This window comes from Lacisediminihabitans changchengi, from assembly GCF_016634425.1.
GTDB classification, from domain to species: Bacteria; Actinomycetota; Actinomycetes; order Actinomycetales; family Microbacteriaceae; genus Lacisediminihabitans; species Lacisediminihabitans changchengi.
The window spans coordinates 146379-165222 of the sequence record NZ_JAEPES010000004.1 but is presented as its reverse complement, the minus strand read 5'-3'; the positions used below and the strand labels follow the sequence as shown (position 1 = coordinate 165222).

The 18844-nt window shown below is 66.3% G+C and carries 18 protein-coding genes; 13 read left to right on the top strand and 5 right to left on the bottom strand.

Annotated elements, in window-relative coordinates:
* The first annotated feature begins 91 nt into the window (after positions 1–91).
* Both IV501_RS11965 and IV501_RS11960 read left to right on the top strand, forming a co-directional pair.
* Positions 92–406 (top strand): DUF4190 domain-containing protein, encoded by a 315-nt coding sequence (locus IV501_RS11965; RefSeq protein ID WP_200556566.1) that lies wholly within the window; start codon positions 92–94, stop codon positions 404–406.
* 108 nt (positions 407–514) lie between these two features.
* Positions 515–946: a DUF4190 domain-containing protein gene (locus IV501_RS11960; RefSeq protein WP_200556565.1), complete on the top strand. Its 432-nt coding sequence runs from the start codon at positions 515–517 to the stop codon at positions 944–946.
* Between the two features lie 3 nt (positions 947–949).
* Here IV501_RS11960 and IV501_RS11955 read toward each other — a convergent pair whose 3' ends face one another.
* Entirely contained in the window at positions 950–2137 is a 1188-nt protein-coding gene (locus IV501_RS11955) for a THUMP-like domain-containing protein (RefSeq protein ID WP_200556564.1), read from the bottom strand.
* A 170-nt stretch (positions 2138–2307) separates the two neighbouring features.
* Between IV501_RS11955 and groES the strand changes: the two genes are divergently transcribed.
* The 4 genes from groES (at position 2308) to IV501_RS11935 (ending at position 6542) form a co-directional block, all read left to right on the top strand.
* On the top strand, positions 2308–2601 hold the full coding sequence (gene groES / locus IV501_RS11950; protein WP_200556948.1) for a co-chaperone GroES: 294 nt from the start codon (positions 2308–2310) through the stop codon (positions 2599–2601).
* A gap of 248 nt (positions 2602–2849) precedes the next feature.
* Complete coding sequence (gene rarD / locus IV501_RS11945; protein WP_200556563.1) at positions 2850–3782, top strand: EamA family transporter RarD; 933 nt, start codon at positions 2850–2852, stop codon at positions 3780–3782.
* 42 nt (positions 3783–3824) lie between these two features.
* Positions 3825–5108 carry an ABC transporter substrate-binding protein gene (locus IV501_RS11940; RefSeq protein WP_200556562.1) on the top strand — a complete coding sequence of 428 codons (1284 nt, stop codon included), beginning with the start codon at positions 3825–3827 and terminating at the stop codon, positions 5106–5108.
* Between the two features lie 153 nt (positions 5109–5261).
* On the top strand, positions 5262–6542 hold the full coding sequence (locus IV501_RS11935; protein WP_200556561.1) for an ABC transporter substrate-binding protein: 1281 nt from the start codon (positions 5262–5264) through the stop codon (positions 6540–6542).
* Positions 6543–6741: 199 nt separating this feature from the next.
* Here the strand turns inward: IV501_RS11935 and IV501_RS11930 are convergent, their stop codons facing one another.
* From IV501_RS11930 to IV501_RS11915, 4 genes are read right to left on the bottom strand one after another with little or no spacing between them, the layout of a single operon-like run.
* Positions 6742–7509 (bottom strand): ABC transporter ATP-binding protein, encoded by a 768-nt coding sequence (locus IV501_RS11930; RefSeq protein WP_200556560.1) that lies wholly within the window; start codon positions 7507–7509, stop codon positions 6742–6744.
* Positions 7499–8440, bottom strand: coding sequence for an ABC transporter ATP-binding protein (locus IV501_RS11925; protein ID WP_372430752.1), 942 nt, complete (start codon positions 8438–8440; stop codon positions 7499–7501). Before IV501_RS11925 ends, IV501_RS11930 begins: the two co-directional genes overlap by 11 nt.
* Entirely contained in the window at positions 8433–9407 is a 975-nt protein-coding gene (locus tag IV501_RS11920; protein ID WP_200556559.1) for a branched-chain amino acid ABC transporter permease, read from the bottom strand. Before IV501_RS11920 ends, IV501_RS11925 begins: the two co-directional genes overlap by 8 nt.
* Before the next feature lie 10 nt (positions 9408–9417).
* Entirely contained in the window at positions 9418–10788 is a 1371-nt protein-coding gene (locus IV501_RS11915) for a branched-chain amino acid ABC transporter permease (RefSeq protein WP_234698514.1), read from the bottom strand.
* 264 nt (positions 10789–11052) lie between these two features.
* Between IV501_RS11915 and guaB the strand changes: the two genes are divergently transcribed.
* From guaB to guaA, 7 genes are all read left to right on the top strand, one after another.
* On the top strand, positions 11053–12555 hold the full coding sequence (gene guaB / locus IV501_RS11910) for an IMP dehydrogenase (protein ID WP_200556557.1): 1503 nt from the start codon (positions 11053–11055) through the stop codon (positions 12553–12555).
* 45 nt (positions 12556–12600) lie between these two features.
* Positions 12601–13719 carry a GuaB3 family IMP dehydrogenase-related protein gene (locus IV501_RS11905; protein ID WP_200556556.1) on the top strand — a complete coding sequence of 373 codons (1119 nt, stop codon included), beginning with the start codon at positions 12601–12603 and terminating at the stop codon, positions 13717–13719.
* A gap of 99 nt (positions 13720–13818) precedes the next feature.
* A complete protein-coding gene (locus IV501_RS11900) occupies positions 13819–14346 on the top strand; it encodes a cation:proton antiporter regulatory subunit (RefSeq protein WP_200556555.1) in 528 nt (175 codons plus the stop codon).
* A 2-nt stretch (positions 14347–14348) separates the two neighbouring features.
* On the top strand, positions 14349–15737 hold the full coding sequence (locus IV501_RS11895) for a cation:proton antiporter (RefSeq protein WP_200556554.1): 1389 nt from the start codon (positions 14349–14351) through the stop codon (positions 15735–15737).
* A 7-nt stretch (positions 15738–15744) separates the two neighbouring features.
* The gene (locus IV501_RS11890; RefSeq protein WP_200556553.1) at positions 15745–16548 is read left to right on the top strand and encodes an SURF1 family cytochrome oxidase biogenesis protein; all 804 of its coding nucleotides are present in this window, start codon (positions 15745–15747) and stop codon (positions 16546–16548) included.
* A 4-nt stretch (positions 16549–16552) separates the two neighbouring features.
* Positions 16553–17032 (top strand): DUF3817 domain-containing protein, encoded by a 480-nt coding sequence (locus IV501_RS11885; RefSeq protein WP_200556552.1) that lies wholly within the window; start codon positions 16553–16555, stop codon positions 17030–17032.
* Entirely contained in the window at positions 17028–18605 is a 1578-nt protein-coding gene (gene guaA, locus IV501_RS11880; RefSeq protein WP_200556946.1) for a glutamine-hydrolyzing GMP synthase, read from the top strand. Before IV501_RS11885 ends, guaA begins: the two co-directional genes overlap by 5 nt.
* Positions 18606–18844: the final 239 nt, after the last annotated feature.

The following is an 18844-nucleotide window of genomic DNA, read 5'->3' as shown; positions in this document are numbered from 1 at the left end:
GCGTCGGCATCCATTGACACGATTACCTGGGTGGTACACCATGGGGACCGCCGAGCTCTCTTCGGCTCATACCCAGAAGGAGAACCGACCCATGAGCACCACGCCTCCCCCTCCCGCTACGCCGCCTGCCTACTCACCCGGCACGCCCGCGCCGGTCGCGAAGACGAACACTCTGGCGATCGTCGGGTTCGTCCTCGGGTTCGTCGTCTCTCTCGGCGCTGTGGTGGTGAGCCACATCGCGCTCGCGCAGATCAAGCGCACTGGCGAGGCTGGCCGTGGGTTTGCCATCGCCGGGCTGATCCTCGGCTACGTCGGCATCTTCTTCGGCATCATCTGGGTGATCATCATCATCGTGGGAATTATCGCGGGTGCATCGTCGGGGTCGTTCGATAGCGGCAACTACTAAAAGCTCTCGCGGCATTCGATGGGCCCACGTTCGTATCGAACGCGGGCCCATCGTCTGTTTGCCCTCGGGTAGCGTTGAGCGGAAATACAGCCCAGCGCGGAGGAAACAGTGGCAGCCGAGAACGACACGCCTGAGAACGAGATCCCCCCGATCCCGGTCCCGACCCCGGAGCAGTCAGCACCGGTACCGCCCATCGCCCCTCCCGCCTACGGCACCACCCCGCAGCCGGCGCCCTATGCCGCTGCACCCGTATACACACCGGGCCCGCCACAGGGGCTTTCTCTGGCGTCGATGATCACCGGCATCGGCGGTCTCGTGCTGTCCTTCCTGGGGCTCGGACTCCTCGCGAGCATCGCCGCGGTGGTCACCGGTCACCTCGCGGTCAAGCGTCAGCCCTATGCCAAGGGCCTGTGGCTCACCGGGATCATCACCGGCTATGTCGGCATTTTGTTTGCGCTCATCGTCATCGCCTTCTTCGTGATCTTCTTCGTCGCGGCGATCGCGGCGGGAATCAGCTCCGACCGGTACGGCGACTTCTAGGGGTCACACCCGCTCGGCGAGGAGCGCGGTGTGCCTGCCTGCTACGCGGGTGACGAACAGCGTGGCCGAGGCCTTGCCCTTCAGCTGCAGCTTGCGGCGCAGGGCGGCGGGGTCGACATCCACCCCTCGCTTCTTGATCTCGAGCGAGCCGATGCCGCGCCGGGCGAGTTCCTTGCGCAGCGTCCGCTCGTCGTAGGGCAGCACGTCCGACACCCGGAAGGCGCTGGCGAACGGGGTGGTAACCAGCGTGTCGGACGTGAGGTAGGCGATCCCGGTGCTGAGCATCCGCGCGTCCACCCGGCGTGCCAGGTCGCCGATCAGGCGGGCACGGATGACGGCGCCGTCCGGCTCGTACAGATACTCGCCGATGGTGCCCGTCTCGGCATCCTCGCTGTCGGCGTCCGCGCTGAGTTCGGCGGTACCGTGCGCGCCGATGACGAGAGCTGAGCGACGGATGCCGGGGCGCGCGACCGCCCCGAACCATAGCCCGAGCTCCACAACATCCCGATCCACCGAGACCCACTGCGCCTCTGCCTCGACCGGGATGAGGTCGCGGTCGATGCCGGGGCCGAGCTTGATGCCGGTGGGCTTCGAGCCGGCCAGCGCGAACGCGAAGTCGAGTGTCGGCGAATAATCGGCGGGGTCGGTGATGCGCGAGGTGTTGCTGTGCCCGGCAGTGCGTCGGGCGGGGTCGAGATACAGCCCGTCGAAGTCGCTCGTGTCGACGGCGGTCACGTCGGCGTTCAGCACCGTCGCATTGTCGAACGGGGCCAGGTTGTATGCGGCGATGGCGGCCGTCACCTCGTCGAGTTCGACCGCGGTGACCGCGAGGTCGAGCGCGGCGATCGCCATCGCGTCCCCGCCGATGCCGCTGCCGAGGTCGGCGATGCTCGTGAGCCCGGCCGACTGGAATCGACCAGCATGCAGCGCGGCGACCTGCAGCCGCGTCGCCTGCTCGAGACCCGCCTCGGTGAACAGCATGCGCGAGGCGAAGGGGCCGAACTTGCCGACGGCCTTGGCGCGGAGCTTCGACTGGCTCAATGCCGCGGCGACGAGCGCGGGGGAGTGGCCCGCCTTGCGGAGTGTGCTGACGGCGGCGAGCACGTCATCCGTCGACTTCCATGGCGCGAGCGAATCGAGCAGGTTAAGGCCCTCGGACGAGAGCAGCTCGACGAGCTCGGAGGAATCCATCGGGCAACCGTAGCAAGCGCTGCGGAGCGAGTGACACTCGGCGCAATTGGCACTCGCCTTGCACGAGTGCTAGCGCACGTCGTACAGTGGTTCTGGCACTCTCGTAGTGAGTGTGCCAACCCAAGACTGTGTACATGAACACCGTGAAGTTCAGAAAGAAGAGGTCAACCGTGTCGGTTAGCATCAAGCCGCTCGAAGATCGCATTGTCATCCGGCAGGTCGAGGCCGAGCAGACCACCGCTTCCGGTCTGGTCATCCCCGACACCGCGAAGGAGAAGCCCCAGGAGGGCGAGGTCGTCGCGGTAGGACCCGGTCGTATCGACGACAACGGCAACCGCGTTCCGCTCGACATCGCCGTTGGCGACAAGATCATCTACTCGAAGTACGGCGGAACCGAGGTCAAGTACGGCGGCGACGACTTCCTCGTGCTGTCGGCTCGCGACGTGCTCGCGATCGTCGGCTAACACCCCGCATCACGCACACAGGCCCACCGGTTCTCCGGTGGGCCTGTGTCGTTAAGCGGTGGCGGTGGGCCCCCACCCCCTCGTCGGTCAACAGGATGTGTTCGCCATTTCGTCGCTCAACAGGATGGATTCGGGCGTGTCGGCCCGCGCATCCTGTTGATGGCCCACCGGATGCGAGCAGCGCACGCACAGCGCCAGCACCTGCCCACCGCGCCCGCCTCGTTCTCCGGCACCACTAGATTCGACGGGTGACGTCTGCGCCCCCCGCCCCACCTCGGCCCGTACGCTCCGGCATCATCTTCGCGATTGGCGCGTACCTGCTCTGGGGTTTTCTCCCCGTCTACTTTCTGCTGCTCGCCCCGACCGGCGCCTTCGAGATCGTCGGTTGGCGCATCCTGTTCAGTCTGCTGTTCTGTGCTCTGCTGGTAACGATCACCCGCTCCTGGCCCGCAATGATCGCCATCGTCCGTCAGCCGCGTCTGCTCGGCACCATGGCGCTCGCCGCGGTGTTCATCTACATCAACTGGCAGGTCTTCGTCTTCGGCACGGTGACCGGCCACGTGATCGAGACCTCGCTCGGATACTTCATCAACCCGATCGTCACCGTCTTGCTGGGAGTCATCTTTCTGCGCGAGCGTCTGCGGTCGCTGCAGTGGACTGCGGTCGGCATCAGCGCCGTCGCGGTGCTGGTCATCGCCATCAACTACGGTGCATTCCCGTGGATCGCGCTCAGCCTCGCCTTCTCGTTCGGGTTCTACGGCCTGATCAAGAAGCGCGTGGGTCCGCGGGTCGACGCCCTCAGCGGCCTCATCCTCGAGACCGCCTGGCTCACCCCGGTCGCCATCGTGCAGCTCGTGATCGTGGGAGCCACCGCGGGGCTCACCTTCGGCATGGCGGGCACGGCCAACGTTCTGCTGCTCATCGGGGTGGGTGTCGCCACCGCCATTCCGCTGCTGCTGTTCGCCGCCGCGTCACGGCGCCTGCCGCTCGTCACGATCGGCTTCGTTCAATACCTCACTCCGCTGCTGCAGTTCGCGCTCGGTGCCGTCCTGCTGCACGAGCCGATCACCGCGGTGCGCTGGGTCGGCTTCGCGCTGGTCTGGTTCGCACTGGCGCTTCTGACCTTCGACCTCGTGCGGGCGGGCCGCTCGGCGCGCCGTGCCGCGGCGACCGTGGTCTGAACCGCGGCTAGGGTCGGATCACCTCACCCACCAAGGATCTCGATGCCCGTCCGCTTCGCCCTGCTTGCCGTGCCGCTCGTGCTGCTGCTCGCCGCCTGCACCACAGCGTCACCAGCGTCTTCCCACACCGCGCCCATGCCGACCTCCCCAGCCTCCGTGCCGGCGGGGGACGGCGTTCTCCGCGTCGGCACCCTGTTCCCCCTCACCGGCACCGCCTCCTACCTGGGTCCCGCCCAGGCCGACGGCGTGAAGGCCGCCGTCGCTGCCATCAACGCCGCGGGTGGAGTGCTCGGCAGGCCGGCGGAGATCGTGCCCGCCGACTCGGGCGACGTGAGCAGCACCACCGCCGAGACCTCGCTCGCGGCGCTGCAGGCCAAGGGAGTGGACGTGATCGTCGGACCCTCGTCGTCGGCTCTCGCCGAGCGGCTGTACCCGACGGCGCTCGCCGCACGAATTCCCCTGATCAGCCCGGCCGCGACCTCCGTGCGGCTCTCTGCGCTGCAGGGCGGATATTTCTTCCGTACCGTTCCGAGTGCGGCAGACCAGGGAGCGGTGCTCGCCTCGGTGTTCGCCGCTACGGCAGCAACCAGGGCCGCAGCGAGCGGGGGTGCGGCGGCGAGGGTCGCGATCGTGTACGCCGACGACGCGACGAGCCGCGACATCCGTTCGTCCCTGGCGACAGGCCTGCTCGCGCACGGCGGCGGGCTGGTGTCGTCCGAGGCGTACACGGCGACGACCACCGACTTCGCCCCCATCGCGGCGGCCGTGGCGAAGACCGCTCCGGATGCCGTGGTGCTGGTGAGTACGTTCGGTGCGATGGACCAGAACAGGTCAGTCATCGCCGCTCTCACCGCGGCGGGGCTCGGGCACGAGAAGCTCTGGCTCACCAGCGCGAACCTGGCGGACTATTCGCAGGCGCTGCCGAACGGCACGCTGCTGAACGTGAACGGTGTGCTCGAGGGAGTCGATGCCGGAGCGGGTTTCCTCGCAGCGCTCAGGGCGGTGGACCCCACCGTGGAGAACACCCTCTACGCGGCGGAGGCTTACGACGCGACCGTGCTCGCGGCGCTGGCTGCGGAGAGCGCCGGGAACGACTCCGGCGTCGCGGTCGCGACGGCGTTGCCCGGTGTCTCTTCCCGCGGCATCAAGTGCACGAGCTATGCGGAGTGCCTCACCGTGCTGCGCAACCATGGCGACGTCGACTACGACGGACTCACGGGCGCGATCGCGTTCGACCGGTCGGGCGACCCGCATCCCGCTCACTACGGCCTGTACCGCTACGACGGCGAAAATCGTTTCTCCCGGGTCGGCACAGCTACGGAATGAGTTGCTCGGGTAACGGAAAGTAACGATTAGCGCGTGTTACAGGGCTGTAACACGGTCGTATTGTGCCCGCACCGTACGGGCCGTAGCTTGTGACCATGGCGTGGCCCGTGGGTACCGCTGTGTTGTGAACACATTCCACAATCAAGGAGCACAATGAGAGCATTCGCTACGGCCACCTCGGCCTCGCGCTCGAAGTCCGTCAAGGGCGCGCTGGCTGGCCTGGCCGTCCTCGGCGCCACCGCGCTCGTCCTGAGCGGCTGCGCGTCCGGATCCGGCGACTCGTCCAACAGCAAGGACCTGTCCCTCAAGATCGGAACCATCCTTCCGCAGACCGGCTCTCTCGCGGTCCTCGGCCCGCCCGAGTTCGCCGGCGTGCACCTGGCAGCGCAGGAGATCAACGCGGCCAAGAAGGGCATCAAGGTCACGGTGGAGGACAAGGACTCCGGTGACACTTCGACCAACATCGCGACCACCTCGGCGACCGCGTTGCTGGCCGACAAGGTCTCGGCCATCGTCGGTGCGGCATCCTCCAGCGTCTCGCTCTCCTTCATCGACCAGGTGACCAAGGCGCAGGTCGTTCAGATCTCGCCGGCCAACACCTCGCCGACGTTCTCGACCTACGCGGATGACGGTTACTACTTCCGTACTGCGCCGTCTGACGTGTTGCAGGGCCGCGTGCTCGGTCAAAAGGTGCTGAAGGATGGCGCGACCAACGTGTCGATCCTGTACCAGAACGACTCTTACGGCCAGGGCCTCGACGATAACGTCAAGAAGGCGCTCGAAGACGGCGGCGCGACCGTCGCGGCGAATGTGTCGTATGACCCCGCGGCGACCAGCTTCTCGTCCGAGGTCACGCAGGTGCTCGCGCCGAACCCCGACGCGCTCATCGTCATCTCGTTCGACCAGATCAAGGCGATCGTTCCGGAGCTGAAGAAGAACAACTTCGACTTCAAGAAGTTCTACGGCACGGACGGCAATTATGGCGTTATCACCGAGGACTACACCGACGTCGACATCGCCGGTGCGCAGTTCACCAACCCTGGTGTGAACGCGTCCGACTCCTTCCAGTCGAAGCTTCAGGCGCTGGTGAAGAAGGAGGGCAACAAGGCCCTCACCGTCTTCAGCTACGCTCCCGAGTCCTACGACGCGACCGTGCTTCTTGCACTCTCCGCGCTGCAGGCCAAGGGAACTACCGGTCCCGACCTGCAGAAGAACCTCATCTCGGTCTCGAAGGACGGCACGAAGTGCACGACCTTCTCCGAGTGCGCGGATCTGATCAACGCTGGCAAGAAGGCCAACTACGACGGCATCTCCGGCCCGATCACGTTCGACAAGAACGGTGACCCGTCGCAGGCGTACATCTCTATCTACAAGTACGCGGCCGGCAACAAGACCGAGTACGAGACCAAGGAGTTCGGCGACCTGAGCAAGTAAGGCAGCCGCTCCACACGAACGGCCCCGGTCTTCGGACCGGGGCCGTTCTGCGTGCCCGACAGTCACCATGGTGAGATGACCAAACCGTCCATCGACAGGACAGATTCGGGAGTAGGGCGCCCGCTGTCCTGTTGGCTGCCGGGGGCACGAAAAACGGCCCGGGGCGTGTGCCCCGGGCCGTCGTCGTTCGGGTGAGGTGTCAGCCGCCTACCGTGGGGGTGGAGCTGGTCGCCGTGTGATCCGTCGCCAGGGTGCCGAGGTACAGCTCGATCACCTTGGGGTCGTTCATCAGGGTGCGACCGGTGCCGCTGTATGCGTCGCGGCCCTGGTCGAGCACGTAGCCGCGGTCGCAGATCTGCAGGGCGCGGCGGGCATTCTGCTCGACGATCATCACGGAGACGCCCGCACGGTTGATCTGGGCAACGTTGATGAAGGTCTCGTCCTGTCGCACGGGCGAGAGGCCGGCGCTCGGCTCGTCGAGCAACAGCACCGACGGGTCCATCATCAGCGCCCGCGACATCGCCACCATCTGACGCTCACCGCCCGAGAGCGAGCCGGCGCGTTGCTTCAGCCGCTTGCCGAGCTCGGGAAAGAGGTTGGTGACGAAGTCGATGCGTTCCTTGTAGCTCTTCGGCTTCTGGTAGACGCCCATCTCGAGGTTCTCCTCGATCGTGAGGCTCGGAAAGACGTTGTTGTTCTGCGGCACCATGCCGACGCCCTTGGTGACGAGCTTGTCGGCCTTCAGCCCGGTGATCTCCTCGCCCCCCAGGATGATCGCGCCGCTGCGGATTCCTACCTGACCGAAGATCGCCTTCAGCAGTGTCGACTTGCCGGCACCGTTCGGTCCGATGATGCCGACCAGTTCCCCGCGCCCCACATAGACGTTGCAGCCGTTCAGGATGTTGACGCCGGGGAGGTAGCCCGCCACCAGGTCCTTGGTCTCGAGAACGATGTCATCACTTGCCATCGGTGGCACCCTCTTCCGCGATCTCTTCGGCGATCTCTGCCGCCAGGTGCTCGTCTCCGATGTCCTTGGCGACATTCAGTTGTCCGGTCAGGCTGCCGAGGTCGGTGTCGTGGTGAGCCCCGAGGTACGCGTCGATGACGGCCTGGTCGCGCATGACGACATCCGGGTAGCCCTCGGCCACGATCTTGCCCTCGGCCATGACGATCACCCAGTCGGCGATGGTCTGCACCATGTGCATGTCGTGCTCGACGAAGAGCACGGTCATGCCCTCCTTCTTGAGGTTCAGGATGTGGCCGAGCAGCGACTGGGTCAGCGCCGGGTTGACGCCGGCCATGGGCTCGTCGAGCATGACCAGCTCGGGCTTGCTCATCAGTGCGCGAGCCATCTCGAGCAGCTTGCGCTGCCCGCCGGAGAGGCTCGCCGCGTAGTCGTCGGCCTTGGTGTCGAGCTTGAAGCGCGCGAGCAGCTCCATCGCCTGCGCGGTGATGTCCTCCTCGCGCTTGCGCCACAGCCCAGGGATCAACGCGGAAAGGAAGTGCTCTCCGCCCTGGTTGCCCGCTCCGAGCCGCATGTTCTCGAGCACGCTCAGCAGGCTGAGCGCCTTGGTCAGCTGGAAGGTGCGCACCATGCCACGGCGGGCGACCTTGTAGGCGGGCACTCCGGCGAGGCTCTTGCCGTCGAGAAACCACGTTCCTTCGTCGGGCTTGTCGAACCCGGTGAGCAGGTTGAAGAACGTGGTCTTGCCCGCACCGTTCGGTCCGATCAGCGCCGTGATCGCGTTCCGCGGGATCTCGACGTGCGCTACGTCGACCGCGTTCACGCCGCCGAAGGTGCGCCGCACCTTATCGGCGACCAGGATCGGGTCGACCTTCTTTACGCCGGGTAGAGGCTCCCCGACCTGTAGCTGAACAGTCTGCGTGGTGTCACTCACTGAAATGCGCCTCCCTCTTCTTGCCGAGTATGCCCTGGGGGCGGAAGATCACGAGGATCATGAGCGCGATCCCGACGATGATGAAACGGATGGGTCCCTGCTGGATCGAGGTGATCGGCAGCAGGTGGTTGTTCACCAGGATGGTGAGCACTCCGTCGGCGAGGTTGAGCACGATCCAGAAGATGACCGAGCCGAGGATCGGGCCGAGAACGGTGGTGGCCCCACCGAGGAGCACGATCGTGTACAGGAAGAACGTGGTCTGCGTGCCGTAGTTGTCGGGCTGCAGTGAGGTGGGGATGATGATCAGCACCGTAGCGATGGCGGCCAGCACACCACCCAAGATCAGCGACTGCATCTTGTACCAGGTGACGTTCTTGCCGAGGCTGCGCACGGCATCTTCGTCTTCCCGGATGCCCTTGATCACGCGGCCCCACGGGCTTCGCATCAGCTGCCAGACCAGCACGGCCGCGATGGCGACGACTGCCCAGCCGACGATGATCGACCAGAGCTGGTTGTTGTTGTAGGTGAGAACCCCGAAGCCATACTGGCCCTCTGGAATGGGGTTCAGCGCATAGAAGTCGCGGGACGCACCGTTGATCCCGTCGGAGCCGCCGGTGAACTTGCTGATCGCCGGCGTCTTCACCGTGTACCGCACGATCTCCGCCGCGGCGATCGTCACGATGCTGAGGTAGTCCGCTCGCAGCCGGAGCGTGGGGATACCGAGCAGCAGGGCGAACAGCACTGCGCCGACCACACAGGCGATGAGGGCAGCCCAGAGTGGCCAGTCGAACTTGACCGTGGTGATGGCGAAGAAGTAGCCACCGACCGCCATGAAGCCGGCCTGGCCGAAGTTGAGTAGGCCGGTGAATCCGAAGTGCACGGCCAGGCCGAGGGCCGCGAGTGCGTAGCCGATGGTGAGCGGCGAGACGATCTGGCCGAATGCCAGGGGAATGAAATTCCAGTCCATGAGTGGCCCCTTAACCGATCCGGTCCTTGCGACCCAGGATCCCCTGTGGTCTGAAGATGAGGATGATGATCATCACGAGCAGCGCCGCGACGAACTTCATGTTCGACGGCACGCCCACCGCCTGCGACAGGTCGACGATCAGGCCGATGACGAGCGAACCGACCAGGGCGCCGAATGCCGTGCCCAGACCACCCAGGGTGACCGAGGCGAAGATCAGCAGCAGGATGCTTGCGCCGGTCTGCCAGCTGACCGGCTGGTAGTAGCCGATCAGGGCGCCGGAGAGGCCGGCCAGGGCGCCACCGGCGACCCAGACGATGCGGATAACCCGCTCGACGTTGATGCCGGTGGCCGCGGCGAGCGACCGGTTGTCGGCGACCGCCCGCGTCGCCTTGCCGATGCGGGTGCGCAGCAGAGCGAACGCCACGAGCAGCAGGACCACGATGCAGATGATCGGGCTGGAGATGTCGGTGGATCGCAGGTGGATCGGTCCGAGGTTCAGCACTGAGGACTGGTTGTTGGGGGTGACCAGGAGGTCGGGGCCGAAGATGAACTGGAAGATGTAGCGCAGTGCCAGCGAGAGCCCGATGCTGACGATCATCAGCGGGATCAGCCCGACTCCCTTCTTGCGCAGCGGTTTCCAGAGCCCGAGGTCTTGGAGGTAGCCGAAGGCACCACCGAGCACCAGGGCGACGATGATGCCGAACCAGCCCGGGAGGTGCAGCGGACCGGCGACCACGTAGCCGGCGAGGGCGCCGAAGGTGACCAGCTCGCCGTGAGCGAAGTTGTTGAGGCCGGTTGTGCCGTAGATCAGCGAGACGCCGATGGAGGCGAGCGCGATCAGCAGGCCGAAGATGAGGCCCGTCGCGATACGGGGGAGCACGACATCCGCAATCGATTGCTTCGTGGATCCGCCGGAGTCGCTCGAGCCAGCGCCCGGGCTCGCGCTAGCCGAAGGCACCGCGCCGGTGTTGCCGTCTCCGAGCAGAAAGTAACCTGGCACGCCCTGGTTTCCGGTGCTGACTGCCACCTCGCGCGGATCTTGGCCGAGAACTTTCTGGCCGTCGGGGAGCGTCGACTTGTCGATGGCGAGCTTGTAGGTGCCGGGTTTGGCGAGCGGGACAGTTACCTTTCCGTCCGCGCCGGTCACGACCGTGAGCGAAACACCCTTGCCGGTCACCGTCACCGAGACGTTCGGCACATTGCTCTTGTCGGCGGCTATGCGCACCCAGACGCCGATGCTCTGCGGCGAATCCGTCGGCGCGGGCGTCGTGTCGACCGCTGGCACCGAGCCGGATGCCGGCGCGGCGTTGGCCGAGGGGGCAGAAAACGCGAACACGGCCGCAGCGACTGCGAACACGAGCAGCGCGAGAACGACCCGCAAAACGGCGGGTCTAGCTCTGAGCGCTTTCACCATGGGGACCTCCGGGAACCAGGGGGAGTCGGGAAGGCAGCGATGGCCGCTCCGTCTGCACTGACGTTATAGACCGATTGTGTCCCCTGTGTTTCGCAGAGAACACCGTTCGGTCTCGGGCAATTATGCACAGTGGAATAGGTGAGTGGCGAAACGGTTAACATTGGGTACCGGAGTTCGGAGTCGCAGTCCGGTCCTTTTTGCCTGCCGCCTCTTGAGAAATTTGGGGAATTAATGGACCAGCCGGACCCCTTCGGTTTCATCGGACTCACCTACGACGACGTCATGCTCCTGCCAGGACATACGGATGTCATCCCGAGCGAGGCGGACACCACCGCTCGCCTGAGCCGGCGCATCACCGTCGCCGCTCCTCTTCTTTCCGCAGCCATGGACACGGTCACCGAGTCCCGTATGGCGATCGCGATGGCCCGCCAGGGTGGTTTCGGCGTCTTGCACCGCAACCTCTCCATCGCCGACCAGGCCGAGCAGGTCGATCTGGTCAAGCGCAGCGAGTCCGGGATGATCACCAACCCGGTCACCACGACACCCGACGCCACCGTGGCCGAGGTCGACGCCCTTTGCGGCCAGTTCCGCGTCTCCGGCCTGCCGGTGGTCGAGCCCGACGGAAAGCTCGTCGGCATCATCACCAACCGCGACATGCGCTTCGTCTCGCCGTTCGAGAAGGCAACCACCTACGTGCGCGACGTCATGACGCGCTCGCCCCTGATCACCGCTCCCGAGGGGATCGACCCGGATGACGCGGTCGCCATCTTCGCGCAGCACAAGATCGAGAAGCTGCCGCTCATCGACCGCGATGGCAAGCTCCGCGGCCTCATCACCGTCAAAGACTTCGACAAGTCAGAGAAATACCCGAACGCGACGAAGGACGACAACGGTCGCCTGCGCGTCGGCGCGGCCATCGGCTTCTTCGGCGACGGCTGGGAGCGCGCCATGGCGCTGATCGACGCCGGTGTCGACGCCCTCGTGGTCGACACCGCCAACGGTGACTCGCGCGGTGTGATCGACATGATCCGTCGCCTCAAGAGCGACCCTGTTGCCAGCCACGTCGACATCATCGGCGGCAACGTCGCGACCCGCGAGGGTGCCCAGGCGCTGGTGGATGCCGGTGCAGACGCGATCAAGGTGGGCGTCGGCCCCGGCTCGATCTGCACCACCCGCGTGGTGGCGGGGGTCGGGGTGCCGCAGGTCACCGCGGTCTACGAGGCCTCGCTCGCCGCACGCGAGACCGGCATCCCGGTGATCGCCGACGGCGGGCTGCAGTACTCGGGCGACATCGCCAAGGCCCTGGTCGCTGGTGCAGACACCGTCATGCTCGGGTCGCTGCTCGCCGGCTGTGCGGAGAGCCCGGGCGACCTGGTGCTCGTCAACGGCAAGCAATTCAAGAAGTACCGCGGCATGGGGTCGCTCGGCGCGCTGCAGAGCCGCGGGGAGCGGACCTCGTACTCGAAGGACCGCTACTTCCAGGCCGACGTCCCCTCCGACGACAAGCTCATCCCCGAAGGCATCGAGGGCCAGGTGCCGTACCGCGGACCGCTGTCCGCCGTCGCGTATCAGCTGCTCGGTGGCCTACGGCAGTCGATGTTCTACACCGGGGCTCGCACCATCGAGGAGCTCAAGAACAAGGGCAAGTTCGTGCGGATCACCGCGGCGGGCCTGAAGGAGTCGCACCCGCACGACATCCAGATGACCGTCGAGGCGCCCAACTACACCCGGTAACGGTGCCGGGACGCGCTGTTCCCGGCCCCGGGTAGGCTAGATCGAGTGAGTGACATCGAAATTGGGCGCGCCAAGCGCGCCCGTCGGGCCTACGCCTTCGACGACATCGCGATCGTGCCGAACCGGCGCACCCGCGACCCCCAAGACGTCTCGGTCAGCTGGAGCATCGACGCGTACCAGTTCAAGATCCCGTTCCTGGCGGCACCGATGGACTCGGTCGTGTCCCCGGCGACCGCCATCCGCATGGGTGAGCTGGGCGGCCTCGGTGTGCTCGACCTCGAAGGTCTGTGGACCCGGTACGACGACCCGCAGCCGCTTCTGGACGAGATCCGCTCCCTTCCCGCCGATCAAGCGAACCAGCGCATGCAGGCGATCTACTCCGAGCCGATCAAGCCAGAGCTGGTCACCGCCCGCCTGGCGGAAATCCGCGCCTCGGGCGTGACCGTCGCCGGGGCGCTCTCCCCGCAGCGCACGCAGGAGCTGTACGAGACCGTCGTCGCCGCCGGCGTCGACCTGTTCGTCATCCGCGGCACCACGGTCAGCGCCGAGCACGTCTCCAAGAACCAGGAGCCGCTCAACCTCAAGAAGTTCATCTACGAGCTCGACGTCCCGGTGATCGTGGGCGGGGCATCCGGGTACACGCCCGCGCTGCACCTCATGCGCACGGGCGCGGCCGGCGTGCTCGTCGGATTCGGCGGGGGTGCCGCGTCGACGACGCGCGCGAGCCTCGGCATCCATGCACCGATGGCGACCGCGGTGGCGGATGTCGCCGGCGCGCGCCGCGATTACATGGACGAGTCTGGCGGCCGCTACGTGCACGTCATCGCCGACGGCGGCCTCGGCACCAGCGGCGACATCGCCAAGGCGTTCTCGGTCGGGGCGGATGCCGTCATGCTCGGGTCGACGCTGGCCCGGGCCACCGAGGCTCCCGGTGGCGGATACCACTGGGGCACGGAGGCCCACCACTCCGAACTCCCGCGAGGAAACCGCGTCGAGGTCGGGTCGCTGGCGCCGCTCGAGCAGATCTTGTACGGACCGTCCACGGTCGCCGACGGCACCGTGAACCTGGTGGGCGCTCTCCGTCGATCGATGGCGACCACCGGCTACTCAGACCTCAAGGAATTCCAGCGGGTCGACGTGGTCATCGCGCCGTACACCAAGTAGGGCGGGGCGCGCGGCCTGAGCCGTGGGCGAACGGCGGGTGAGGTCATCCGGAGCCTCGGTAGACTGATATCCCGAGCTAAACGCTGAAGGAGTGTGACCATGGTCGATGTTCGTCGGGTCAAATTGCCCGGTGTCGGCGTGCTGCACACCTTCGTGACCGCCGACGGCGGCAAGGCCGGAGTGATCACGCACCGCTCGGGTCACAGCGACCTCATCACCTTCGCCGACGAGGAAGACGGGTCGGATTCGAACAAGGTCTCGCTGCGTCTGAGCGAGGACGAGGCGCACACCCTCGCCGAACTGCTCGGTGGCACCCGCATCACCGAGGGCCTCGATAAACTCGACCAGATCCCCGGGCTGTCGATCGACTGGTTCACCGTCGATTACGACGACCACATCGCCGGGCAGCAGCTCGGCAACCTTGCCTCTCACGGCGTCGTCGGGCTCACGGTCGTTGCCGTGGTGCGTGGCGATTCCGCGAACCCGGCCCCGGCAGACGACTTCAAGGTCTTCCCGGGCGACACGCTCGTGGTGGCCGGTTCCCCCGAGAAGGTCGCCAAGGCGTTCACCTTCTATCGCACCGGCGAGATGGCCCGCAAGGCCACAGCAGACTCGCCCCAGGGGTAGCGATGCATCTGGGCCAAGAACTCCTGACCCTCGGCGTCCTCTTCCTCATCGCCTACGTTCTCGGGCGGCTCGGCAAACGAATAGGCCTGCCGGCCATCCCGATCTACATGCTCGTCGGCCTCATCGCGAGCCCGAACTTCCACCTGTTCCCGCTCAACTTCAAACCGGCGGATGTCGAACTCATCGCCGTCTTCGGCCTCATCTTCCTGCTCTTCAGCCTCGGTCTCGAGTTCGATCAGGACGAGTTCTACGGCAACGTGAAGGCTCTGCTGCTGTCGGGCGGCACCCGCATCGCGATCAACATGGCGGTCGGCTTCGGCTTCGGACTCTGGGTGGGCTGGGGTACCCGGGAGGCTCTGATCATCGCGGGGATGACCGCGACGTCCTCGAGCGCCATCGTCACGAAACTGCTCATCGAGTTCAAACGCCTGGCCAACCGCGAGACCCCGGCGGTGCTGGGCATCATGGTGCTCGAGGACGTCTACATCGCCATCTATCTGGCGATCGTCTCGGTGGTTCTGGGCGGCGAGACCTCGCTCTGGGAGGTCGTGCTGCAGCTCGCCATCTCGTTCACCTTCCTGGTGGCGATGTTCGCGCTGGCGAGGTTCGGTGGCAAATTCGTCTCACGCATGGTGCGCACCCGAGATGACGAACTGTTCACCATCCTGTTCTTCGGCCTCGCGGTCGCCTTCGGTGGCATCGGCGAGCTGCTGGGGGTCTCGGATGCGATCGGCGCCTTCCTGATCGGACTGGTGCTGGGCGCGACCCGGTTCCGCACCCGCGTCGAGCAGTTCGCGCTGCCGCTCAGGGATGTCTTCGGCGCCTTCTTCTTCCTGAACTTCGGTCTTGCCCTCAATCCGTCGACCTTCGGTGCGGTCTGGATCCCGGTGATCGTCGCGGTCGTGCTCACCCTGGTGGTGAACACCGCGGGCGGCCAGCTGATCGCCTGGATCAACAAGCTCACCCCGGCCGAGGGATTCAACGCCAGCGCCATGCTGCAGAACCGCGGCGAGTTCGCGCTGATCCTGGCGACGCTCGCCACCGCCGCCGGTCTCGACAGCAGGCTCACGCCGTTCGCCGGTCTGTACGTGCTCATCATGTCCATCGTCGGCCCGGTGCTCGCGGCGAACTCCGAGCGAGCGGGGGCCATACTGTTCCGGAAGAAGCGCGTCACGGCACCGCCGCGACGGGACGCGATGGGCGACGAAGCCATCGCCCTGGTCGAAGCGGCCACCGCCGGTCAGGAACCCGACCCGCACGGCGACACCGACATCGACGAGGTGGACGTGGAGAAGTCGGATGACCTGGCCGAGGCAACCGATCGGCTGATCGAACAGGCCATGTCCCAGTCGGACGAGCAGACCGAACGCAAGAGAGATCCGGAGTACTGAGCACCCCATGTGGTCCGTCGCACGTCGCCCCCGCTGGATTGCGGCACTCCTGTTCGCACTGGCTCTCGCCGCGACGTTCGCACTACTCAGCCAGTGGCAGCTCTCTCGCAGCGTCCAGAACGGCACCGTGGTCAGCCGCGACACCGAGACCGTCGAACAGCTCACGGCCATCGCGAAGCCACAGACCGGCGCGACCGACACCCAGGACGGCCAGTTGGTCGAAGCCAGCGGACACTGGGTTCCCGGCGACGCGCTCATAGTTACTGACCGCCTCAACGACGGCGATCAGGGCGTCTGGGTGATCGGACACTTCCGGGTTGACACGGTCGAGGGCGTGACGGATGCCGGTGCCGGACTCCCCGTCGCCGTCGGCTGGGCGAAGACCAGCTCTGAGGCGCGCGCCGCCCTCGCCGCCCTGAACGAGCGTTCGGGTGCCGCCACCGTCAGCGGCCGGTACTTCGCCGGAGAGGCCCCGCAAGACAGCGACTTCGAGCACGGCAAGCTCACCTCCGTGTCGTCCGGCGCCATGCTGAACACCTGGAAGTCGGTCGATCCCTCGGGGATCTACGGGGGATACCTGGTGAGCGCGAAGGCGCCTGCGGGGCTGACGGCGATCTACTCGCCGGCCCCGACATCCAGCGTCGAAGTCAACTGGCTCAACATCTTCTACGCGGTCGAATGGATCGTGTTCGCCGGCTTTGCGATCTTCCTCTGGTATCGCCTGGTGCGCGACGCGCACGAGCGCGAGCAGGAGGAGGCGGAGCAGGCCCAGCAGCAGGCCGAATCACTCGAACCAGCGGAAGTAAACTAGAACCATGGCGATCACCCCCAAGCTCTCCGACGTGCCGCGCATCCGCACCGCACTCAAGCTCTACAAGGTCTCCGCCTACGTCACCGGCATTCTGCTGTTGCTGCTCGTGCTCGAGGTGATCCTCAAATACACCGGCATCCACCGTGAGATCTACCTCGGCAGCTCGCAGGGCTTCATCGCCCTGGTGCCGTGGAACCCGATCGACATCCACAACACCGTCAGCGGAATCAACCTGTCAACGGGCATCCTCATCGCGCACGGCTGGCTCTACGTCGTCTACCTGTTCATGGACTTCCGGCTGTGGAGCCTCATGCGCTGGCCGTTCACCCGCTTCGTGGCGATCGCCCTCGGCGGGGTCGTGCCCTTCCTGTCGTTCATCGTCGAACACTTCGTCTCCCGCCGGGCCGTCACCGAGCTCGCAGAGCTCGAGGCCCGCGGCTCGTCCACCACCCCGCCCCCGTCGAAAGCCGAGGTCGCTCATTAGCAGCGAAACGTCCCACCAGCCCGTACTCGTCGTCGACTTCGGCGCGCAGTATGCCCAGTTGATCGCCCGCCGGGTGCGCGAGGCCAACGTCTACTCAGAGATCGTGCCGCACACGATCACCGCCGCCGAGGTGGCTGCGCTCAATCCCGCAGGCATCGTGCTGAGCGGCGGACCGTCCAGCGTGTACGACGCGGGCTCGCCCACCCTCGACCCGGGCATCCTCGAGCTCGGTATTCCCACCCTGGGCATCTGCTACGGCTTCCAGGTGATGGCGCAGCAGCTCGGCGGCGAGGTCGCCAACACGGGCCTGCGCGAGTACGGCTCCACCGCCGTCACGCTCGCCGAAGGAACCAGCACGCTGCTCGGCGACCAGCCGAGCGAGCAGACCACGTGGATGAGTCACGGCGACTCGGTCTCCAAGGCGCCAGAAGGCTTCACGGTGCTGGCATCCAGCGACTCCACCCCCGTCGCGGCGTTCGCTAGCGACGAGAAGCGGATGTACGGGGTGCAGTGGCACCCGGAGGTCAAGCACTCCGAATACGGGCAGCGTGTGCTCGAGAACTTCCTCCACGACGCCGCGGGAATACCGGCCGACTGGAACAGCGCCAACGTCATCGACGAGCAGGTCGAGCGCATCCGTGCGCAGGTCGGCAGCGCCCGCGTCATTTGCGGACTCTCCGGAGGCGTCGACTCTGCCGTCGCCGCGGCAATCGTGCACAAGGCGGTCGGCGACCAGCTGGTCTGCATCTTCGTCGACCACGGGCTGCTGCGCCAAGACGAGCGTCGCCAGGTCGAGGAAGACTACGTCGCCTCCACCGGCGTGCGTCTAGTGACGGTCGACGCGGTCGACCAATTTCTCGATGCGCTGGCCGGCGTCACCGACCCGGAAACCAAGCGCAAGATCATCGGACGGGAATTCATCCGTTCCTTCGAAGCGGCCGCGGCCGACCTCGCGGCCGAGGCTGCGTCCGACGGGGAGCCGATCGAGTTTCTGGTGCAGGGCACCCTGTACCCGGATGTCGTGGAGAGCGGCGGGGGAACCGGCACCGCCAACATCAAGAGCCACCACAACGTGGGCGGCCTGCCCGAAGACCTGCAGTTTGCTCTGGTCGAGCCGCTGCGCACCCTGTTCAAAGACGAGGTGCGGGCCATCGGGCGGGAGCTCGGCCTGCCCGAGGTCATCGTCGGCCGCCAGCCGTTCCCTGGGCCCGGCCTCGGCATCCGCATCGTCGGGGAGGTCACCCGTGACCGCCTCGAACTGCTGCGCTCGGCCGACGCCATCGTGCGCGCCGAGCTGACCGCCGCCGGACTCGACCAGGAGATCTGGCAGTGCCCGGTCGTGCTGCTCGCCGACGTGCGCTCCGTGGGTGTGCAGGGTGACGGGCGAACATACGGTCACCCGATCGTGCTGCGTCCGGTGTCGTCCGAAGACGCGATGACCGCGGACTGGACGCGCCTGCCGTACGACGTGCTAGCGCGCATCTCCAACCGGATCACCAATGAGGTGGCCGGGGTCAACCGGGTAGTGCTCGACGTCACGTCGAAGCCGCCGGGGACGATCGAGTGGGAGTAGTTTTCTGCGCTGACGCCGTCTGACCGGTATCGGTCCGACGCTCAGACATCGTGAGATCGACGCGGACGAAAAGCGTGTCCGCATCGATCTCACGAAACTCGCCCTTGGACCGACACCGGCCCGACGTCGTCCGCACGGTTGATGATGGTTGGTCGAGTAGCGCCCGAGGGACGAGGACGCGTATGGAGGCCCGCCGCGCGTCTGGCCGGTGCGGCCCCCGAAGTGGGGTCCGCATTGTG